At 71.2% G+C, this 18,749-nt stretch carries 18 protein-coding genes and 3 tRNA genes; 4 read left to right on the top strand and 17 right to left on the bottom strand.

Annotated elements, in window-relative coordinates; all coding sequences use genetic code 11:
• Nucleotides 1–4: 4 nt before the first annotated feature.
• From lysS to tilS, 13 genes are all read right to left on the bottom strand, one after another.
• Nucleotides 5–1,516 (bottom strand): lysine--tRNA ligase, encoded by a 1,512-nt coding sequence (gene lysS / locus AC3WLB_RS05980; protein WP_022897424.1) that lies wholly within the window; start codon nt 1,514–1,516, stop codon nt 5–7.
• An 81-nt stretch (nt 1,517–1,597) separates the two neighbouring features.
• Nucleotides 1,598–2,512, bottom strand: a complete 915-nt coding sequence (gene panC / locus AC3WLB_RS05985; RefSeq protein WP_492504161.1) for a pantoate--beta-alanine ligase — start codon at nt 2,510–2,512, stop codon at nt 1,598–1,600.
• A gap of 58 nt (nt 2,513–2,570) precedes the next feature.
• The gene (locus AC3WLB_RS05990) at nt 2,571–3,284 is read right to left on the bottom strand and encodes a Rossmann-like and DUF2520 domain-containing protein (protein ID WP_492504163.1); all 714 of its coding nucleotides are present in this window, start codon (nt 3,282–3,284) and stop codon (nt 2,571–2,573) included.
• On the bottom strand, nt 3,281–4,963 hold the full coding sequence (locus AC3WLB_RS05995) for a PH domain-containing protein (RefSeq protein ID WP_492504165.1): 1,683 nt from the start codon (nt 4,961–4,963) through the stop codon (nt 3,281–3,283). Before AC3WLB_RS05995 ends, AC3WLB_RS05990 begins: the two co-directional genes overlap by 4 nt.
• The gene (locus tag AC3WLB_RS06000) at nt 4,960–5,424 is read right to left on the bottom strand and encodes a PH domain-containing protein (protein ID WP_492504671.1); all 465 of its coding nucleotides are present in this window, start codon (nt 5,422–5,424) and stop codon (nt 4,960–4,962) included. Before AC3WLB_RS06000 ends, AC3WLB_RS05995 begins: the two co-directional genes overlap by 4 nt.
• Before the next feature lie 60 nt (nt 5,425–5,484).
• A complete protein-coding gene (locus tag AC3WLB_RS06005; RefSeq protein ID WP_492504167.1) occupies nt 5,485–5,937 on the bottom strand; it encodes a DUF3180 domain-containing protein in 453 nt (150 codons plus the stop codon).
• Nucleotides 5,934–6,479: a 2-amino-4-hydroxy-6-hydroxymethyldihydropteridine diphosphokinase gene (gene folK / locus AC3WLB_RS06010; RefSeq protein ID WP_492504169.1), complete on the bottom strand. Its 546-nt coding sequence runs from the start codon at nt 6,477–6,479 to the stop codon at nt 5,934–5,936. The genes AC3WLB_RS06005 and folK overlap by 4 nt, the downstream gene beginning before the upstream one ends.
• Nucleotides 6,476–6,859 (bottom strand): dihydroneopterin aldolase, encoded by a 384-nt coding sequence (gene folB, locus AC3WLB_RS06015; RefSeq protein ID WP_492504171.1) that lies wholly within the window; start codon nt 6,857–6,859, stop codon nt 6,476–6,478. The genes folK and folB overlap by 4 nt, the downstream gene beginning before the upstream one ends.
• On the bottom strand, nt 6,856–7,659 hold the full coding sequence (gene folP / locus AC3WLB_RS06020; RefSeq protein WP_022896482.1) for a dihydropteroate synthase: 804 nt from the start codon (nt 7,657–7,659) through the stop codon (nt 6,856–6,858). The genes folB and folP overlap by 4 nt, the downstream gene beginning before the upstream one ends.
• Nucleotides 7,656–8,270 (bottom strand): GTP cyclohydrolase I, encoded by a 615-nt coding sequence (gene folE, locus AC3WLB_RS06025; protein WP_492504173.1) that lies wholly within the window; start codon nt 8,268–8,270, stop codon nt 7,656–7,658. Before folE ends, folP begins: the two co-directional genes overlap by 4 nt.
• Before the next feature lie 17 nt (nt 8,271–8,287).
• Nucleotides 8,288–10,300 carry an ATP-dependent zinc metalloprotease FtsH gene (ftsH, locus tag AC3WLB_RS06030; RefSeq protein ID WP_492504175.1) on the bottom strand — a complete coding sequence of 671 codons (2,013 nt, stop codon included), beginning with the start codon at nt 10,298–10,300 and terminating at the stop codon, nt 8,288–8,290.
• Between the two features lie 119 nt (nt 10,301–10,419).
• The gene (gene hpt, locus AC3WLB_RS06035; protein WP_492504177.1) at nt 10,420–10,974 is read right to left on the bottom strand and encodes a hypoxanthine phosphoribosyltransferase; all 555 of its coding nucleotides are present in this window, start codon (nt 10,972–10,974) and stop codon (nt 10,420–10,422) included.
• 13 nt (nt 10,975–10,987) lie between these two features.
• Nucleotides 10,988–12,145 carry a tRNA lysidine(34) synthetase TilS gene (tilS, locus tag AC3WLB_RS06040; protein WP_492504673.1) on the bottom strand — a complete coding sequence of 386 codons (1,158 nt, stop codon included), beginning with the start codon at nt 12,143–12,145 and terminating at the stop codon, nt 10,988–10,990.
• Nucleotides 12,146–12,228: 83 nt separating this feature from the next.
• On the opposite strand from tilS, the gene AC3WLB_RS06045 reads away from it, so the two are divergent.
• Entirely contained in the window at nt 12,229–12,723 is a 495-nt protein-coding gene (locus AC3WLB_RS06045) for an inorganic diphosphatase (RefSeq protein ID WP_492504179.1), read from the top strand.
• 421 nt (nt 12,724–13,144) lie between these two features.
• Here AC3WLB_RS06045 and AC3WLB_RS06050 read toward each other — a convergent pair whose 3' ends face one another.
• Nucleotides 13,145–14,419, bottom strand: a complete 1,275-nt coding sequence (locus AC3WLB_RS06050; RefSeq protein ID WP_492504181.1) for a M23 family metallopeptidase — start codon at nt 14,417–14,419, stop codon at nt 13,145–13,147.
• A 7-nt stretch (nt 14,420–14,426) separates the two neighbouring features.
• Nucleotides 14,427–15,692, bottom strand: a complete 1,266-nt coding sequence (locus AC3WLB_RS06055; RefSeq protein ID WP_022894907.1) for a M23 family metallopeptidase — start codon at nt 15,690–15,692, stop codon at nt 14,427–14,429.
• A gap of 163 nt (nt 15,693–15,855) precedes the next feature.
• Between AC3WLB_RS06055 and AC3WLB_RS06060 the strand changes: the two genes are divergently transcribed.
• From AC3WLB_RS06060 to AC3WLB_RS06070, 3 genes are all read left to right on the top strand, one after another.
• Nucleotides 15,856–15,928: transfer RNA gene (locus AC3WLB_RS06060), tRNA-Glu, on the top strand.
• Nucleotides 15,929–15,985: 57 nt separating this feature from the next.
• Nucleotides 15,986–16,062, top strand: a tRNA-Asp gene (locus tag AC3WLB_RS06065).
• A 76-nt stretch (nt 16,063–16,138) separates the two neighbouring features.
• Nucleotides 16,139–16,211, top strand: a tRNA-Phe gene (locus tag AC3WLB_RS06070).
• A gap of 77 nt (nt 16,212–16,288) precedes the next feature.
• On the opposite strand, the gene AC3WLB_RS06075 is transcribed toward AC3WLB_RS06070, so the two are convergent.
• Nucleotides 16,289–17,638 carry an alpha-L-fucosidase gene (locus AC3WLB_RS06075; protein ID WP_492504675.1) on the bottom strand — a complete coding sequence of 450 codons (1,350 nt, stop codon included), beginning with the start codon at nt 17,636–17,638 and terminating at the stop codon, nt 16,289–16,291.
• Nucleotides 17,639–17,692: 54 nt separating this feature from the next.
• Nucleotides 17,693–18,712: a hydroxyacid dehydrogenase gene (locus tag AC3WLB_RS06080; protein WP_492504184.1), complete on the bottom strand. Its 1,020-nt coding sequence runs from the start codon at nt 18,710–18,712 to the stop codon at nt 17,693–17,695.
• Between the last annotated feature and the right edge of the window lie 37 nt (nt 18,713–18,749).

An 18,749-nucleotide genomic window follows, 5' to 3' on the forward strand; every position in this document is an offset into this window, starting at 1 on the left:
CCGCTCACTTGACCAACGGGAACAGGATGGTCTCGCGGATGCCGAGCCCGGTGAGCGCCATCAGCAACCGGTCGATGCCCATGCCCATGCCGCCCGAGGGGGGCATGCCGAACTCGAGGGCCCGCAGGAAGTCTTCGTCGAGCCGCATCGCCTCGTCGTCGCCGCGCGCGGCCAGCGCGGCCTGCTCCACGAAGCGCTCGCGCTGGATGACGGGGTCGACGAGCTCCGAGTAGCCGGTGGCGAGTTCGAAGCCGCGCACGTAGAGGTCCCACTTCTCCACCACGCCCGGGATGCTGCGGTGCGCGCGCACGAGTGGGCTCGTCTCGACCGGGAAGTCGAGCACGAAGGTGGGGCGCACGAGCGAGCCCTTCACGAAGTGCTCCCAGAGCTCCTCGACGAGCTTGCCGTGATTGGGCAGGTGCACTTGCACGCCCTCCCGGTCGGCGAGCGCCTGCAGCTCCTCGACGGGCGTGGCCGGCGTGATCGGCAGGCCGGATGCGGCGGCCAGCGACTCGTACATGCTGATGCGATCCCACTCGCCGCCGAGGTCGTACTCGGTGCCGTCGGCCCAGGTCACGACGTGCGAGCCCGCTACGGCGAGCGCGGCGTTCTGGATGAGCGACTGCGTCAGTTCGGCGATGGAGGTGTAGTCGCCGTAGGCCTCGTAGGCCTCGAGCATCGCGAATTCGGGGCTGTGCGTGGAGTCGGCGCCCTCGTTGCGGAAGTTGCGATTGATCTCGAACACCCGGTCGATGCCGCCGACGACCGCCCGCTTGAGGAAGAGCTCGGGCGCGATGCGGAGGTACAACTCGGTGTCGAAGGCGTTGGAGTGGGTGACGAAGGGCCGGGCGGCCGCACCGCCGTGCATCGTCTGCAGCATCGGCGTCTCGACCTCGAGGAAGTCGCGCTCGGTGAAGGTGCGGCGGAGCGACGCCATGGTGGCCGCACGGGTGCGCACCATCTCCCGCGCCGCGGGGCGCACGATGAGATCGAGGTAGCGGCTGCGCATCCGGGTCTCCTCCGACAGCTCGGAGTAGACGTTGGGGAGGGGGAGCACCGCCTTCGAGGCGATCTTCCACTCGGTGGCCATCACGCTCAGCTCCCCGCGGCGCGAGGAGATGACCTCGCCGCGGAGGTAGAGGTGGTCGCCCAGGTCGACGAGCTCCTTGAACTCGGCGAGCGAGTCGAGGCCCACGGCGGCGAGCGAGATCATGCCTTGGATGCGCGTGCCGTCACCCGACTGCAGCGTCACGAAGCAGAGCTTGCCGGTGTTGCGGAGGAACACGACGCGGCCCGCGACGCCGACGACCTCGCCCGAGACCTCGTCGGCCTCGAGGTGCCCCCACTTCGCGCGCACGGCGGGAATGGTGGTGGTGACCGGCACCGACACCGGGTACGCCTCGGCGCCCGACTCGTTGAGCTTGTCGCGCTTGCCCAGGCGCACGGCCTTCTGCTCGAAGACCTCCTCCTCGGTGGGTTCTGCCGGAGCGGGCGTGGGCGCGGATGCGTCGGTCATGCGGGGGCGGTCTCCTTGCGATCGACCTGTAGTTTACTGCGTCGCCCCGATGCCCCGGCCTGCCGCCGGGCGGCGGCGCCGTCAGGGGAGGTAGAGCGGCGCGTTGTCGATGAGGCGGGTGGCGCCGACGCGGGCCGCCACGATGGCGCGTGCCGGGCCGCGGTAGTCGTCGTCGACCGGGAGGAAGGTCTCCGGATGCACGATCGCGAGGTAGTCGACCTCGACCAGCGGTTCGCCCATCGCGGCCGACTGCGCCGCCGCGATCACCGCGTCGATGCCCCGATCCGCCGCCGATTGCGCCGCCTCGAGCATGTGCGGCAGCGTCAGCGCTGCCCGGCGCTCCCGCGCGTCGAGGAAACGATTGCGGCTGGAGAGCGCCAGCTCGTCGGCGTCGCGCACCGTCTCGACCACCTCGACCGCGAGCGGCATGTCGAGGTCGGCGATCATCTGCGACACCAGGAACACCTGCTGGGCGTCCTTCTGCCCGAACAGGATGCGCTGCGGCCCGACCGAATTGATCAGCTTCGCGACCACGGTCAGCACGCCGTCGAAGTGCCCGGGGCGGCTGCGGCCCTCGAACATCGTGCCGACTCGGCCCGCCGTGACGCGGGTCTGCGAATCGCCGTGCGGGTAGAGCTCGTCGACGAGCGGGGCGAACACGATGTCGACGCCGTGCCCGGCGAGAGTGGCGAGGTCGCCCTCGAGGTCGCGGGGGTAGCGCTCGAGGTCGGCCGGGTCGTTGAACTGCAGCGGGTTCACGAAGATCGACACCACGACGACGTCGGCGATCTCGGCGGCCCGGTCGACCAGTGCCAGGTGGCCGTCGTGCAGTGCACCCATCGTGGGCACGAGCGCGACCGGCACGCGCGCATCCGTTCCGTGCGACCGGGAGGATGCAGCAGCCCGCGCCCGCTCGATCTGCTCGCGCACCCCGGCGATCGTCGTCACGACCACGGGGGTCTCGGTGGCGAGGGCTTGCGTCTCGGCGTCAGCCACCGGTACTCCTTCAGTTGCACGTGCGCGAGTCGCCAAAGGGCGCGACCGCAGATCGATGCTACTCGGGAACCACGCCGCCCGTGCCACCCGAGCGCGCCAGCGCGTTCTCGACGGCCGACCGCACGAGCGGCGCGAGCACGCGACCAGGGAGCTCCACGCCGATGCCGGCGAGGATGCCGGCGGCCTGGTCGACGATGGCCGTGGAGAACGTGGTGGCGGTCTCGATCGCCTCGGCATAGGCGGGCCGGTCGGTCTCCGCCACCACGACCGGCTCCCCGCCCATCTCGACCACGAGCGCCTGACCGATCGGCAGCACGGGCGTGGGCGCGGTGACCGCGAAGTAGGTTCCGGCCAGCCGGGCGATGTCGACGCTCGTGCCGGTGAACGCCATCGCCGGATGCACGGCGAGCGGGATGACCCCGGCCGCGCGAGCGGGCGCGAACACGTCGACACCGAATTCCGGGGCGGTGTGCAGCACGAGCTGACCCATCTGCCAGGTGCCGGTTTCGGCGAGGCCCGCGATGAGCGACTCGAGCTCGCCCGAGGGAACCGCGAGCACCACGAGCTCGCTGCGTTCGACGAGTTCGGGGATGGGCAGGATCGGCGCTCCGGGCAGCAACGCGTCGGCGCGTTCCCGGCTCTCCTCGGAGATCGCTGCCACGCCCACGATGGCGTGGCCGGCTCCCGCCAGAGCCGCGCCGAGCACCGGCCCCACGCGGCCTGCGCCGATGATCCCGACGCCGAGCCGCCCGGTGCGCTCGTCGGGCCTCACGAGGCCCGCCCTTCCGCCCAGCGGTGCGAGTGGTCCTCGGCGCCGGCCCGCACGACGTCGGCGGACCAGCGCCCGAAGGTCGCCGTTCCGCCCGCGCGGTCGGCGGCGCCGAGCGTGGCCCGCACCGGACCCGCGACGGTGTGCACGGTGAGTTCGACGAGGTCGAGCATCCGCTGCACCGGCCCCTGGGAGACGCGCAGGCTCTGCACCCGCGCGAGCGGCACCACCGTGAGGTGCCGCCACACGAAACCCGACCGCAGCAGGATCGCGTCGCCGCTCTCGGCGTACCCCGTGCGCTTCCACGAGAGCGGCCGCAGCACCCAAGCGCGCCGGGGTGCATCGGTGAAGCCCGCGCCCGAGCGGGCGGTGAGCCCCGCGAGCACGAGCTGACGGGTCTCCTCTCCGGCCAGGCCGGGGAGGAGCAGCCCGAGCACGCGGCTCACGTCGTCGACGGTTCCGACCGGGAGCATGAGCGTGCTGGTCTGCGCGGCGCTCTGCCCGGCGGCGCCTGCGCGGTTGATGCGGATCATCCACCACTTCGCCGGCCGCCACAACAGCGGCTGACTGACCTCGATGGCGTGGATGCGGCCGGGCGGGAGGGTGTCGTTGCTGGTGGAGAGCAGACCGAAACCGATGCGCACGCCGTCGGGGGTGCCCGCGATGCTGTAGCGCAACGACTTCGTGAAGCGGTTGACGTAGTACCCGGCCGCGGCCAGCACGCCGGGGATGACGAGGAAGATGAAGAACTCGCGCCGGCCGAAGAGCGACATCACCACGACGAGGGCGGCGACCAGCACGAGCAGCACCGTGAAGCCGCTGAGGAGGAGCGAGAGGATGAGCCGCAGCGGCGGGATCTTCACCACCGATTCCGGGGGCGCCACCGACGGGTCGAGCTCGGGGGCCAGCAGCTCGCGTACCCGCTGGTTCACCACGCGAGCGGCAGCCCCTTGCGGTGCGGCACCCGCGACGGCGGCGGGGGCATCCGCACCGGCGACCGCTGCGGTCGCAGCAGTCGCAGCAGTCGCAGCGGCCGCTGCTGCCGCGGGGTAAGCGGATGCGGGAGCCGCCGCCGCCCGCGCACCCGACGCGAGCACGAGCACGTCGTTGCGGAGCCGGTCGGCCTCGGAGCCGCGCAGGTACGCCAGCTGCACCTTCGCATCCTGACCCGCCACGCTGATGTCGAGCTTCGCGGCGCCGAACAGCCGGGCGAAGATCGGGCGGCTGATGGCGATACCCTGGATGCGGTCGAGCCGCGCGCGCCGGTGGGTGCGGAACAGGATGCCGCTGCGCACCTCCACCACGTCGTCGCCCACCCGGAAGGTGTGCATGCGCCACGACGCGTAGAAGACGACGATGCCCACCACGAGACCCACGACGACGATCACGATCGCCCAGCCCAGCTGGCCCCGCTCGTAGGCCGTCTGCAGGGGGTCTCCGGGAAGATCCGGAGCGCCGAAGACCCAGTCGATCAGGCGTTCGCGGAAGTTCGCGAGCACGAAGCCCAGGATGGCGACGAGCACGATCCCGCCTCGCAGCAACGGCGTGGCCGGGTGCAGACGGTGCCATTCGCCGTCGGTGAGGACAACCGGCCCGGCGGGGAGTTCGGGGCCGGCGGTGAGTTCGGGACCGGTGGCGGCGGGCTCGGCCGCGGGCTCGCCCGGGCCGTCGGCGGCGCTCACAGCCCGACGCGGCGGGATTCGGCGAGGCCCACCAATTGGTCGCGGAGCGCGTCGGCCTCCTCGTCGACGAGTCCCGGGATGGAGACCCCGGTCGAGGCCGCCGCGGTCACGAACTTCAGTTCGGCCAAGCCCAGCGCGCGGGCCACCGGACCGCGGTTGATGTCGATGAGCTGCATGCGCCCGTAGGGCACCGAGACGACGCGGTGGAACATGATGCCGCGTTTGAACACGAGGTCGTCGGCGCGCAGCTGGTAGCCGATCGCGCGCACCCGCCGCGGCGCCAGCACCAGCATCACGACGCCGATCACCACCGCCACCCCGAGCGCCCACCAGCCGAACCAGGCGCCGACCACGACGAACACGACGGCGATCGCGCACAGCACGAGCGCTCCGATGATGCTCGACACGATCTCGACGCCGAGGTACTTCGGACTGACGCCGCGCCACTCCCCCTCGACCACGAGACGGCGGCCGGGCGTGCTCACCGGCGCGATCTGCTCGTCAGGGCTGGACAAAGGGACTCACTTCGCGTCGGGTTCGTCGGGCGGCAGGGTGCACAGCCGCTCGGCCACGAGCCCGGCCGTGAGGAGCACGGCTCCGGCCAGCGCGGCGATGATCCCGGGCCACAACGAGCCTACATCGGCCACCACCGGGCGGGTGAGGAGAAAGGCGACCACCCCGATGCCGAAACCCGCGATGAGGCTGCCGACGAGCGCCGACGCCTTCGCCAGCACCACGACGCGCATGGCCCGGAAGGGGTTGATCTTCGTCGTCGAGGTGCCGCGGATGGCGCGGCGGATGGGGATGGCGAGCACCACGACGATCACCGCCGCGGCCACCAGCGTGATCGCGAGCGTGTACGGCGGGATGAGCACCGGCTGACCCATCGCCGCGAGAGCGACCTCCAGCACGAACCCGGCGGCGATGCCGACGGACCCGAAGATCACCGCGGTCAACGGATGCGTGTGCCTCACCGCGACTCCCCCACGTACGGTCGCAACGTGGTCTGCTGCACGCCGCGCACCAGCTCGTCGACCCGGCCACGACCGGGCAGCACCGCATCCGGGTCGACCTCGAGCCACGGCACGAGCACGAAGTCGCGCTCCGCGGCCCGCGGGTGGGGCAGGGTCAGGCGCTCGGTGTTGCGCACCACGGAGGCGAAGCTGACGATGTCGACGTCGAGCGTGCGGTCGCCCCAGCGCTCGGTGCGCACCCGGCCGTGCTCGTGCTCGATCTGGTTCACCACGCCGAGCAGCTCCTCGGGGTGGAGGCTCGTGCGGATGAGGGCGACGGCGTTGAGGTAGGCGGGGGCATCGGCATCCACCCCCGTCGGCCGCACGGCGGTTGTCTCATAGAGGCGGGAGACCGCCACGACCTCGATGCCGTCGGTCGCCCGGAGGTCGTCGAGGGCGCCGAGGATGGTTGCCTCCCGATCGCCGAGGTTGCTGCCGAGAGCGAGCACGGCCGGCAGCCGGATGATCCGTCGCTCGACGCTGTCGATGGGGCGGGCGTTCATGCGGTGGGCACCGTTCTCGATCTCGTGATGCTGACGCTGACGTCGGCGAAGGGCAGAGGGATGGGGGCGTCCGGCTTGTGCACGGTGACCCGCACGCGACGCACCGGCTCGTGGGCGAGCACCACGCCGGCGACGCGCTCGGCGAGCGTCTCGATCAGGTCGACCGGATCGGCCGCGGCTGCGGCGTGGATGGCGACCGCGAGCTCGCCGTAGTGCACCGTCTGCGCCAGGTCGTCGGCCGCGGCCGCGGGCGCGGCGTCGAGCCAGAGCGTGACGTCGAGCACGAAGCGCTGCCCCTCGGCGCGTTCGAAGTCGAACACGCCGTGGTGGGCGAACACCTCGAGGCCGGTGATGGTCAGGGAGTCGAGTTCGTCGGTCATCGCGTCCGCCCTCCCGCCCACGCCGCTGCCACGTCGAGCGCCGCGCGCGTGCCCGACACGTCGTGCACCCGCACGCCCCACACCCCTTCGTGCGCCGCGAGGGCGGCGATCACGGCGGAGGCGAAGTCGCGCTCCCCCACCTGCGCGCCCGCGGGCAGCAGCTCGCCGATGAACCGCTTGCGGGAGGCGCCGATCAGCACCGGCAGACCGAGCCGCTGCAGGCGGTCGAGGTGGGCGAGCAGGCGCCAGTTGTGGTCGCCGTTCTTGGCGAACCCGAGGCCCGGGTCGACGATCAGCCGCTCGGGCGAAACGCCTTTGACGATGAGCTCGGCCACGCGGTACTCGATCTCGCGCACCACCTCGCCCACCACGTCGCGGTAGCGGGCGAGCTCGTTCATCGACTCGCTGTGCCCGCGCCAGTGCATCACCACGAAGCGCGTGCCGGTCTCGCGCACCACGTCGTCCATCTCGGGATCGGCCCGGCCGCCCGACACGTCGTTCACGATCTCGGCGCCGGCGGCCACCGCAGCGGCCGCCGTGTCGGCGTTCATGGTGTCGATACTGACCCGGATGCCCCGATCGACGAGTTCCCGCACCACGGGCAGCACCCGGCGCTGCTCCTCGGAGATCGCGACGCGCGGCGCGCCCGGCCGGGTGGATTCGCCACCCACGTCGATGAGATCGGCACCGCGCGCCACCATCCCCTCCGCGTGCCGCACCGCGGCGGCGCGGTCGAGCCACCGCCCGCCGTCGCTGAAGGAGTCGGGCGTGACGTTCAGCACGCCGAGAATCTGCGTCACCGGGCGGCGCTCCCCTCGGCCGTCGTCGCGGCTTGCGAGCCGCCGATCAGCGCCACGATCTCCGCGCGTGCCGCCGGCTCGGCCAGGCTGCCGCGCGCGGCCAGCGTGAGAGTGGTGCTGCGGGTCTGCCGCGGGCCGCGGGCGCTCACGCAGCCGTGCTTCGCATCCACGACGACCAGCACCCCGCGAGCGTCGAGGCCCCGCTCGACCGCCTCGGCGATGTCGTCGGTGAGCCGCTCCTGCAGCTGCGGCCGGGAGGCCGCCGACTCGACGACGGCCACCACGGAGCCGAGACCCGCGATCCGCTCGTTCGGCAGGTACGCCACGTGCACCACGCCCTCGAAGGGCAGCAGGTGGTGCTCGCACACCGAGCGGAAGGTGATGTCGCGGATCAGCACCGGCTGGTCTCCCGCATCCGGCCCGTCGGGCGCACTGAACGCCGAGCCGAGGGCAGCCGCCGGGTCGTCCCCGACGGCTCCGAACAGCTCGGCGTAGAGCTCGGCGACGCGCCGCGGGCTGTCGCGGAGGCCCTCGCGCCCCGGGTCTTCACCGATGGACGCGAGGATCTCGCTGACCGCGGCCGCGATTCGCTCTCGGTCGACGGAAGCCACTAGGCCGGTCTCCGGGCCTACGCGGTGGCGGGGCGGGGGTTGATGCGCGGCGTGCGCTTCGGCTTGACCTCGGGTTCTGGGTCGGAACCGACGCCGCCGTCGACCGACGCGCCGTCGATCGGCGCCTTGTGCGTCGGGAACGCCACGGGCGGCAGCTCCGACACCGGCCGGTGCTCGCTCGAGAGCCACTGCGGCCGCAGCGGCAGCTTCTTCACGCCCTCGAAGATCACCGCGAGCTCGTCGTGGTCGAGCGTCTCCTTCTCGAGCAGCGCGGCGGCCAGCTTGTCGAGGATGTCGCGGTTGTCGTTCAGCACCTGCCAGGCCTCGTCGTGCGCCGCCTCGATGAGACCGCGCACCTCGGCGTCGACCTGCTGGGCGAGCGACTCGGAGTAGTCGCGCTCGTGGCCCATGTTGCGGCCGAGGAACATCTCGCCCGAGGCGGAGCCGAGCTTGACGGCGCCGAGCGAGGCGGTCATGCCGTACTCGGTCACCATCTTCTTGGCCGTGCCGGTCGCCTTCTCGATGTCGTTCGACGCGCCGGTGGTCGGGTCGTGGAATACGACCTCCTCCGCGACGCGGCCGCCCATGGCGTAGGCCAGCTGGTCGAGCAGCTCGTTGCGGCTCACCGAGTAGCGGTCTTCGAGCGGCAGCACCATCGTGTAGCCGAGCGCGCGACCGCGCGGGAGGATCGTGACCTTCGTGACCGGGTCGGTGTAGTTCATCGACGCGGCGACCAGGGCGTGACCGCCCTCGTGGTAGGCGGTGACGAGCTTCTCCTGGTCGCGCATCACGCGGGTGCGCCGCTGCGGGCCGGCGATGACACGGTCGATCGCCTCGTCGAGCGCCCGGTTGTCGATGAGCTGCGCGTTGCTGCGCGCGGTGAGCAGCGCCGCCTCGTTCAGCACGTTCGCCAGGTCGGCCCCCGTGAACCCGGGGGTCTTGCGCGCCACGACGTCGAGGTCGACGCCGGCGGCGAGCGGCTTGCCCTTGCCGTGCACCTCGAGGATCTTGCGGCGCCCGTTGAGGTCGGGCTGGTCGACGCCGATCTGGCGGTCGAAGCGGCCCGGGCGCAGGAGCGCGGGGTCGAGGATGTCGGGGCGGTTGGTGGCGGCGATGAGGATGACGTTCGTCTTCACGTCGAAGCCGTCCATCTCGACCAGCAGCTGGTTGAGGGTCTGCTCGCGCTCGTCGTGCCCGCCGCCCATGCCGGCGCCGCGGTGACGGCCGACGGCGTCGATCTCGTCGATGAAGATGATGGCCGGCGAGTTCTCCTTCGCCTGCTGGAACAGGTCGCGCACGCGGCTCGCGCCCACACCCACGAACATCTCGACGAAGTCGGAGCCCGAGATGGAGTAGAACGGAACGCCCGCCTCACCCGCGACGGCGCGGGCCAGCAGCGTCTTGCCGGTGCCGGGAGGGCCGTACAGCAGCACACCCTTCGGGATGCGAGCGCCGACGGCGAGGAACTTGGCCGGCTCCTTCAGGAAGTCCTTGATCTCCTCGAGCTCCTCGAGTGCCTCTTCGGCACCCGCGACGTCGTCGAAGGTGACCTTCGGGGTCTCCTTCGTGACGAGCTTCGCCTTCGACTTGCCGAACTGCATCACCCGGTTGCCGCCGCCCTGCATGCCCGAGAGCATGAACCAGAAGAAGGCGCCGATCAGGATGATCGGCAGCAACAGGCCGAGCGCCGACAGCAGCCAGTTGGGCTGCGGAACCTGGTCGTTGTAGCCGTCGGCCGGATTCGCATCCGTCACCGCCTGCACGACCTCGGGGCCACGCGGCGTGACGTAGTAGAACTGCACCTTCGAGCCGTACTTGTCGTCGGGGTTCGTGAGCGTGAGGTCGACCCGCTGCTCACCGTCGATGATGGTGGCCTCGGAGACCTTGCCGCTCGAGAGGAAACCGAGCCCCTGCTGCGTCGTGACCTGCTGGAACCCGCCGCCCGTCAGCAGGCTGAAACCGATCCACAGCGCGATGGCACCCAGGAGGATGTACGGAATGGGAGATCGGAAGATGCGTTTCGCGTTCATGTCTCTTCATCGCTTCGGTGCCGAGTGGTCGACACGGGTGCTTTAGTCGTGCTGCAACAGTACCTGCCGGGCGCTGGACGGCGCCTCCATGTTCCCCGTGGGCGTAACGAGAACGCGCCCTAGGAATAGACGTGCGGGGAGAGCACGCCGATGGAGCGCAGGTTGCGGTACTTCTCGGCGTAGTCGAGCCCGTATCCCACCACGAATGCGTTCGGGATGTCGACGCCCACGTACTTCACGTCGAGCTCGACCTTGACCGCCTCGGGCTTGCGCAGCAGCGCGCAGATCTCGACCGACTCCGCACCTCGCGTGCGGAGGTTCGACAGCAGCCAGGAGAGCGTGAGCCCGGAGTCGATGATGTCCTCGACGATCAGCACCTTGCGGCCCGCGATGTCGGTGTCGAGGTCTTTCAGGATGCGCACCACGCCGCTGGACTGCGTGCTCGCGCCGTACGACGACACGGCCATCCAGTCCATGGTGAGGTGGATGCGCAGGGCGCGCGCCAGATCGGCCATCACCATCACGGCACCGCGGAGCACGCCCACGATGAGCAGGTCGTCCTCGTCGGTGTAGTCGGCCTCGATGCGGCGGGCGAGTTCTGCGATCGTCTCCGCGATCTGCTCCTCGGTGAGCAGCACCTCGGTGATGTCGGACTCGATGTCCTGGATGTCCATTCGACCCTTCCCGTCAGACCCGCGTGAACACCACGAGTGAGCCTTGCCGCACCACTCTAATCCCTGGCAGGTCGACGCCTCTCTGACCGTGCCAATCGGTCACCAGGGCGGCCACCGCAAGGGTCTGCGCACGGCTCAGCGACACGCCGAACTCGCTGTCGACCACGTAGCGGACGATGCGGTTGCGGAGGGCCGGCGGGTTCGCGGCGAGGGCGCCGGCCGAGATCGCGATGCCGGCTTCGGCGGGCTCGACGAGGTCTTCGATGGTCTCGATCGCCATGTCGTGCAGGGTCTCGTCGTCTTCGCGCAGCTGCTCGGCCGTGCGGGCGAGCGCCTCGGCGACGCCCGGGCCGAGCTCGCGCTCGAGCACCGGGAGCACGCTCCGCCGCACCCGCACGCGCGTGAAGTCGGGGCTGTCGTTGTGCGGGTCGAGCCAGGGCTCGAGCCCGGAGTCGGCACAGAACGCCACCGTCTGGGCGCGACGGATGCCGAGCAGCGGGCGGATGCGTGTGCCGGGCGTCACCCCGCCGCCAGGCCGAGACCCGCCGTGGTGCGGGTCGGGCGCATCCGGTTCGGTGATCACGGCCATGCCCGCCAGGCTCGCGGCGCCGGCACCGCGGGCGAGCCCGAGCAGCACGGTCTCGGCCTGGTCGTCGAGGGTGTGGCCGAGCAGCACGGCGCGGGCGCCCGTCGAGCGCAGGGCGTCGTCGATCGCGGCGTAGCGTGCTGATCGAGCCGCGGCCTCGATGCCACCGGTGCGCGATGCCGGGCCTGCGGGCACCTGCACCCGGGTCACGAGCACGGGGTCGAGGCCGAGCGCGCGCGCCTGGCCGGCTGCCCGATCGGCCACCGCAGCCGACCCCTCCTGCAGGGCGTGGTCGACGACGATCGCGCCGGCCCGGATGCCCGCCCGCGGCGCCTCGAACGCCGTCGCCGCCGCGAGCGCGAGCGAGTCGGGCCCCCCGCTCAGCGCCACGAGCACCTCGGGCGCCGGCCGCTCGTCGCGCAACGACGGAGTCTCGCCCGAACGTCGGACCGTGGCACCGTCGTTCCCGTCATCGGCGCCGGAACTCCGTCGTTCGGGCGGCGGCAGGAGTGGCTGGAGGGCGTCGCGCACGGCGCGGCGGATGTCGGCGATGGCGGGCGTCAGGCGCGGGCGGCGGCCGTCCATGTGCATCCAGTAACGTTATTGCAGTTTCGCGGCGCCGTCTCGTGCGGCGTACCGCCACCGCCGGACACGAAGGAGCACCACACATGGCCGCGTACGATGTCGTCGTCGAGATCCCCAAGGGAAGCCGCAACAAGTACGAAGTCGACCACGAGACCGGTCGGGTCTACCTCGACCGTGTGCTGTTCACGAGCTTCGTGTACCCCACCGACTACGGCTTCTTCGAGAACACGCTGGGCCTGGACGGCGACCCCGTCGACGCGCTCGTGCTGCTCGAGTACCCGACTTTCCCGGGCGTCGGCGTCAAGGTGCGCCCGGTCGGCGTGCTCAACATGAGCGACGAGGCCGGCTCCGACGCCAAGGTCGTCGTCGTGCCCTTCAAAGACCCGCGCTGGGCGCACATCCAGGACATCACGGATGTTCCGGAGCAGACCCGCAAGGAGATCGAGCACTTCTTCGCCCGCTACAAAGACCTCGAGCCGGGCAAGTTCGTGAACATCGAGGGCTGGGGCGACGCCGCCGAGGCCGAGGCGATCGTGCAGGCCGGCTTCAAGAAGCTCCAGGACGAGGGCAAGCACTAGCTGTGCTGGCTGCCGGGCGGCTGTGCTAGCTGCCGGGCGGCCCGGGCTTCGCTCGGGCTGCCCGGGTCGCGCCGGTCCCTGCCCGGCGCGACGCGACATGTGAGGGCGCGGTCGAGGGGCGCGGCCTGCGGTCGCACCCCTCGGCCACACCCTCACCTTGGGTCGTCGAGTGGGGCCTGTTGCGTGCGCCCTCGCGACCTACGTTGCTCGGGGAATGGCGCGGCCCGCCGTCGCCCACCCCGCCAAGGAGCGCTGGGGGTCGGGGGATTTTCGCCTCCGCCGCCTTTGAGCTCCGCTCAACCCTTAGGCGGAGGTGGAAATCCCCCGACCCCCAGCGCGGTTCCACACCCTCACCCTGGGTCGTCGAGTGGGGCCTGTTGCGTGCGCCCTCGCACCCGCGTTGTTCGGGGGATGGCGCGGGTTAGAAATTCACGAAGTTGCGGGGGTTCTGGGAGGTGCCGCCCACGCGGGTCTCGAAGTGCACGTGGCAGCCCGTCGACGAGCCCGTGGTGCCGGCGCGGGCGATGAGCTCGCCGCCGCCGACGTCTTGGCCGCGGCCGACGTTCAGCGAGCTGTTGTGGCCGTACACCGTGGTGACCCCGCCGCCGTGGCTGATGGTGACCGAGTAGCCGAGCCCGCCGTTGTAGCCCGACTGGATGACCGTCCCGGCCGCCGCAGCGAACACAGGGGCTCCGCAGGTGCCGCCGCCGGCCTGAACGAGGTCGATGCCGGCGTGCAGGCGGTAGTCGCCGCCGATGGGGTGGTAGCGCATGCCCCATTCGTCGGTGACCCGCCAGGCCGACAGCGGCGCGCCCCACCCGCTCGCCGACGGCGGGGGCCCACCGCCGTCTCCGGCTGCCGCCGCTGCGGCGGCCGCTGCGGCCGCGGCGGCAGCCCGCGCGGCCTCCTCGGCCTTGCGCCGCTCCTCGACGCCCTTCTCGTACTCGGCCACCGTCTTCGCGGTCGCCGCCTGCAGGGCCTCGAGCTGTGCGTCGAGCACCACCTTCTGTGCTTCGTGCTCGGCCAGCAGTGCTTCGGCTGCGGCCTGCGCCTCGACGGCGGCCTCGAACGCCTGCTCCGCCGCCACCTTCAGCGCCTCGAGCTCGCCCTCGGCCACCTCGGCCTGCCGGGTGAGCGAGGTGGCGGTGTTGCGGTCCTGCGCCGCCTGCTCGTAGAGCTGCCCGGTCTTTTCGGAGAGCTTGCTCATGGCGCCGAGCTGGTAGAGCAAGTCGTCGGAGTCGTCGCCCGAGAGGAACAGCGTCACCGCGACATCCGCCCCGCCCGCTCGCGTGAACTGCGAGATGAGCCGGCCCGCCCGGGTGTTCGACTCGTCGGCCCGCACGGTGGCCTCGGCGGCTTGCGCCGCCAGCTCGTCGGCACGGTACACCGCCGTGTCGTAGGCGTCTTGGGCGGCGGAGTATTCGTCGGCCTTCTGGCGTGCGAGCAACTGCGCCGCCTCGACCTCGCGCTGCGCGGTGTCGATGAGTGAGCGGATGTTCGCCACCTCGGCGTTCTTCGCCTCCTCGCTGCCGCGCGCCGCGAGCACGTCGTCCCACGACGGGTAGTCGGCCGCCGCGGCGGACTCGCTGCCGCGCAGCACGTCGACGGCCAGCAGCCCCGCGGCGAGCGTCAGGGCCGCGAGCAGCCTCGACACCGACCGTCGCGGTGCGCGGGCGGGTGGGGTGTCGATGCTCATCTCTCGCCTATCCGAACTCGATGCCCTGCGCCGCCATGAAGGGGCGCGGGTTGATGGCGGTGCCGTTCTGCCGCACCTCGAAGTGCAGGTGGCACCCGGTGGAGTTGCCCGTGGTGCCGGCCAGCGAGATGGGCTGACCCACCGACACGTAGTCGCCGACGCCGACGAGCAGCTGGGTGTTGTGACCGTAGGCGGTGGCGATGCCCCCACCATGGTCGATCTGGATGAAGTTGCCGTAGCCGCCGTTCCAGCCGGCGAAGTTCACGATTCCCTCGGCGGCCGCGTAGACGTAGGCCCCGCAGGTGCCGCCACTGTAGACGAGGTCGATGCCCGAGTGCAGGCGGTACCCGCCGTCGACCGGGTTGACGCGCATGCCGTACTCGTCGGAGGAGTACGAGCCGGGGAAGGGGCTGGCCCAGCCGCTCGCGGCCACGAAAGGGAGCGTCGGCAGGCCGGCCGCTGCGGCGGCGCGGGCGGCAGCGGCGCGCGCCTCGACGCCCTTCTGGAAGTCGGCCTCGGTGGCGGCCCGGTTCTCCTGCAGCACCTGCAACTGGGCCTGGAGCTCGACCTGGTGGTCTTCTTGCTCCTGCAGCGCGGCTTCGGCGGCCTGCTGCGCGGCCACCGCCTCGTCGCGCAGGCGCTGCGCCTCGTCGGCGAGCCCACGCAGTTCGTCGCGCGCGACGGTGGCCTGCGCGGTGAGCGCGGTGGCGGTGTTGCGGTCTTGCTCGGCCTGCGCGTAGATCTGCGCCGTCTGCTCGGTGAGCTTCGACATGGCGCTCAGCTGGTAGAGCAGATCGCTCGACGCCTGGTCGCCGCCGACGAAGAGGTTGAAGCTGAGATCGTTGCCGCCGGTGCGGGCGAGTTGGGCGGCGAGCTGACCGGCCTGCTTGTTCGACGCATCCGCCCGGCTGGAGGCGTCAGCGGCCTGCGCCTCGAGCTGGGCGGCCACGAACTCGGCCGTGTCGTACTTCTCCTGTGCCGCCTGGTATTCGGTACCGCGCTGGGTGGCGACCGCCTGCGCCTCGGCGACCTGGGCGTTCATCGACTCGATGAGGCCCTGGATGCGGGTGACCTCCTCGTTCTTCGCCGCCTCGTCGGCCTGGGCGTTCTTCACGTCGTCCCAGGTGGGGTACTCGTCGGCGAAGGCCGGGCCGGCCAAGGCACCGCCGGACACCACGAGGAGCGCCGTCACGACCATCGTCGTCGCCACAGCGCGAATGCGCCGGAAGCGGATGCCGCCCCAGCGCCCGCCGGTGTTGTCGGTGTTGCTCATGCTCCCCTGGCCTGTCGTCGCATCTGTCACATCTGTCACAGTGCTTCCGGCGAATCTAACGCGCGAGCGGCGAGAATGCACGGACATTCCTTCTGATGTGGATAACTCGTCACCGATTGGCGGCTGTGCATGGGATGTGGCATACTCGATGAGTTGTCGCCGCGGCCCCATCGTTTAGCGGCCTAGGACGCCGCCCTTTCACGGCGGTAGCACGGGTTCGAATCCCGTTGGGGTCACGCTCCACGTGGTCACGAAGCGGGGGTCGGCAACACTACAATAGGAACAACACATAAGGCCCTGTAGCGCAGTTGGTTAGCGTGCCGCCCTGTCACGGCGGAGGTCGCGGGTTCAAGTCCCGTCAGGGTCGCCAGGCGTGAAGCCCTTCCACATCGGAAGGGCTTTTCGCTAGAGGCGGCACACTGCAGTCCTTGCAGCACGGCCGCTTCGGCTCTGTAGCTCAGTTGGTAGAGCGTTCGACTGAAAATCGAAAGGTCACCGGATCGATGCCGGTCGGAGCCACGGAAACCCTCGCCTAGCTTCTACATGGCGGGGGTTTCTTTCGTTCTGCCGCCCGGCCGCGGCTGGGCCGACCGCTCTCAGCGCAGGTCGAAACGAACGAGTGTGGGCCCCACGACGGGCGGCGAGGCGACCTCGAGCGTCAGCACGTCCCCGTCGCGGGCCACCGAGACCGGCGTTCCGTCGGCGTATCGCGCGCTCGCGTGATCGACCGCAGCCGAGACCCCGGCGAGGCGAACGGCCCCGACCGCGTCGACGAAGGCGTTCGCGACCTCCCGCCCGCCCTCGACACTGCGCGTCCAGCGCACCCACGGCTCGTCCGACGGATGCGCGACCTCACCGCCCAGCGGCCGCGCCCCGAACACGGCGTCCCCGTTGACGGCGTTCCACCGGGCCAGGTGCTCGAGGGTGCGCCGCTGCAGCTCGGGTACCGCCCCGGCAGCGGTGAGGCCGATGTTCAGAAGCAGATTGCCGCCGCGGGAGACGATGTCGACGAAGGTCTTCAGGGCATCCGGACCGCTCAGCGTGTGCGACTCGTTCTCGAGCGTGTTGTGGCCGAAGGAGTAGCCGATGCCCCGGCAGTTCTCCCAGGCCGCGCCGCCCTCGACGTTGAGGCCCTGTTGATACTCGCTGGTGCGGAAGTCCCAGTGCGTCTCGCCCCAGCGGTCGTTCACGACGCCCTCCGGCGCGGCGGCGTAGAACCGCTCGAACAGTCGCTCGAGGCTGAACGGGCCGGGCGGCTTGCCGGCGTCGGGCCATTCGATGTCGCCCCAGAGGAGGTCAGGCCGGTACCGGTCGACGAGGTCGGCGACCTGGCGATAGGCGTACTCGGCATACCCGGCGTCGACGGGCCGGCGGAATCCGTTGCTGTCCTCGGTGATCGGTTCGAGCGGGGCGACGTGCCAGTCGAGGCCACCGGAGTAGTAGACGCCGAAGCGCAATCCGGCGGCGCGTGCCGCGTGCTCGAGCTCTCCGATGAGATCCCGGCGGGGGCCGCGCGCGACGGTGTTGCGGCCGGCGGTGCCCGGCGCCTCCCACAGCGTGACACCGTCGTGGTGCTTGGCAGTGGGGACGAGATAGCGCGCGCCCGTGCTCGCGATCAGCGCGAGCAGCTCGTCCGGCACGAAGTCGTGCGGCTGCCACCGGTCGAGGAAGTCGTCGTAGGGCGCGTCGCCGTAGACCCGCCGATGATGCGAGGCCGCCGGGCTGCCGGGGATGCGGATGGTGTTGAAATACCACTCGGCGTAGGGGTTGTGGGCATACCACCCGCTCGTGATCGTGCCCAGCTCGCCCACCGGCTCCGCCCACGCGGGCACCGAGTACGGCCCCCAATGGATGAACACGCCGAGCTTCGCGTCGGTGAACCACTGGGGCACCTCCCGCGCGAACCGGCGGTAGTTCTCGGGCCGCACCGGGTCGTCGGCGAACATGGCCACGTCGGATCTCCTTTCCGGTCAGCGACCGGGTCGTGAAACGCAGCGCCCTCAGGCGCTGAGGCGAAGGGCGTCGGCCGTGACCTCGTCGAGAAACGGCTCGCCGGCCACGTACCGCTCCAGTTCGTCGAGCGCGGCATCCGTCATGCGGTGCAACTCCGAGCCGAGCGAGCCGGCGAGGTGAGGCGTCACCATGACGTTCGGCAGCCGGCGGAGCCGACTGTCGGCCGGCAAGGGCTCGGGGTCGGTCACATCGAGGATCGCGTTCAGACGGCCGGATGCGCACTCGCGCTCGAGCGCCGCTGCCTCGATGAGGCTCCCGCGCGCGGTGTTGATCACGGTCGCGTGGGTGCGCAACTCGGCGAGTTCCGGCGCTCCGATGAGGTGCCGCGTGCTCGGCAGGGCCGGCGCGTGCAGCGAGAGCACGTCGACCCGCGGCAGCAGGTCGGCCAGGGACGACGGGACTCCGCCGGCGGCGACGATCGCGCCCGGGTCGGCGAAAGGGTCGGCCACGAGACAGGTCACCCCCTCCAGCTGCTGCACGAGCTGCACCACCCGCCGGCCCACCCGGCTGAAGCCGACGACGCCGATCGTGCGGCCGAGGTTCGTGAGCTCGCCGAATCGGCTCGTGGGGAACTCGTCCGCACCCCGGCTCGACGGGTCGGCGGCGAGGAAGGGCGCCTTCTTCCCGGCGAAGATGATCGCGGCCAGGGTGAACTCGGCCACGGGCACCGCGTTCGCCTCGGCGGCGGACGTGGCACGGATGCCGCGTGCCCAGAACTCGTCGCTCACCTGCGGACGCACCGAGCCGGCGCAGTGCAGCATCGCCCGCAGGCGCGGCATCCGGTCGAGCCGGGCCGCGTCGAGCCGCGGCGCCCCCCACCCCGTCAGCAGCACCTCGACCCCGGCCAGCCGGGACGCGAACGCGGGATCGTCGAGGTTCTCGCACAGGACAGGCTCCGGCACCCGGGCCGACCGCCGCAGCCGCACCAGGTGCCGCTCGTCGAACTGCCGGTCGAACACGTCGCGCGCCATCACCACCAGGGCTTCCGGGGCCGCCGGGTGGGTCATGGTGCGAATCCTGTCTTCGCCCTCGGTCGAGAGCGGG

The sequence above is a fragment of the Herbiconiux sp. FW305-C-125 genome (genome assembly GCF_058783455.1).

What these genes read in the sequence shown, in the direction of transcription:
- AC3WLB_RS06045 (WP_492504179.1), top strand. Translation starts at nt 12,229, where the DNA reads ATGGCCGCGTACGATGTCGTCGTCGAGATCCCCAAGGGAAGCCGCAAC.
- AC3WLB_RS06075 (WP_492504675.1), bottom strand. Translation starts at nt 17,638, where the DNA reads ATGTTCGCCGACGACCCGGTGCGGCCCGAGAACTACCGCCGGTTCGCG.
- folB (WP_492504171.1), bottom strand. Translation starts at nt 6,859, where the DNA reads ATGACCGACGAACTCGACTCCCTGACCATCACCGGCCTCGAGGTGTTC.
- AC3WLB_RS06080 (WP_492504184.1), bottom strand. Translation starts at nt 18,712, where the DNA reads ATGACCCACCCGGCGGCCCCGGAAGCCCTGGTGGTGATGGCGCGCGAC.
- AC3WLB_RS06055 (WP_022894907.1), bottom strand. Translation starts at nt 15,692, where the DNA reads ATGAGCAACACCGACAACACCGGCGGGCGCTGGGGCGGCATCCGCTTC.
- tilS (WP_492504673.1), bottom strand. Translation starts at nt 12,145, where the DNA reads ATGGACGGCCGCCGCCCGCGCCTGACGCCCGCCATCGCCGACATCCGC.
- lysS (WP_022897424.1), bottom strand. Translation starts at nt 1,516, where the DNA reads ATGACCGACGCATCCGCGCCCACGCCCGCTCCGGCAGAACCCACCGAG.
- hpt (WP_492504177.1), bottom strand. Translation starts at nt 10,974, where the DNA reads ATGGACATCCAGGACATCGAGTCCGACATCACCGAGGTGCTGCTCACC.
- AC3WLB_RS06050 (WP_492504181.1), bottom strand. Translation starts at nt 14,419, where the DNA reads ATGAGCATCGACACCCCACCCGCCCGCGCACCGCGACGGTCGGTGTCG.
- ftsH (WP_492504175.1), bottom strand. Translation starts at nt 10,300, where the DNA reads ATGAACGCGAAACGCATCTTCCGATCTCCCATTCCGTACATCCTCCTG.
- folK (WP_492504169.1), bottom strand. Translation starts at nt 6,479, where the DNA reads ATGAACGCCCGCCCCATCGACAGCGTCGAGCGACGGATCATCCGGCTG.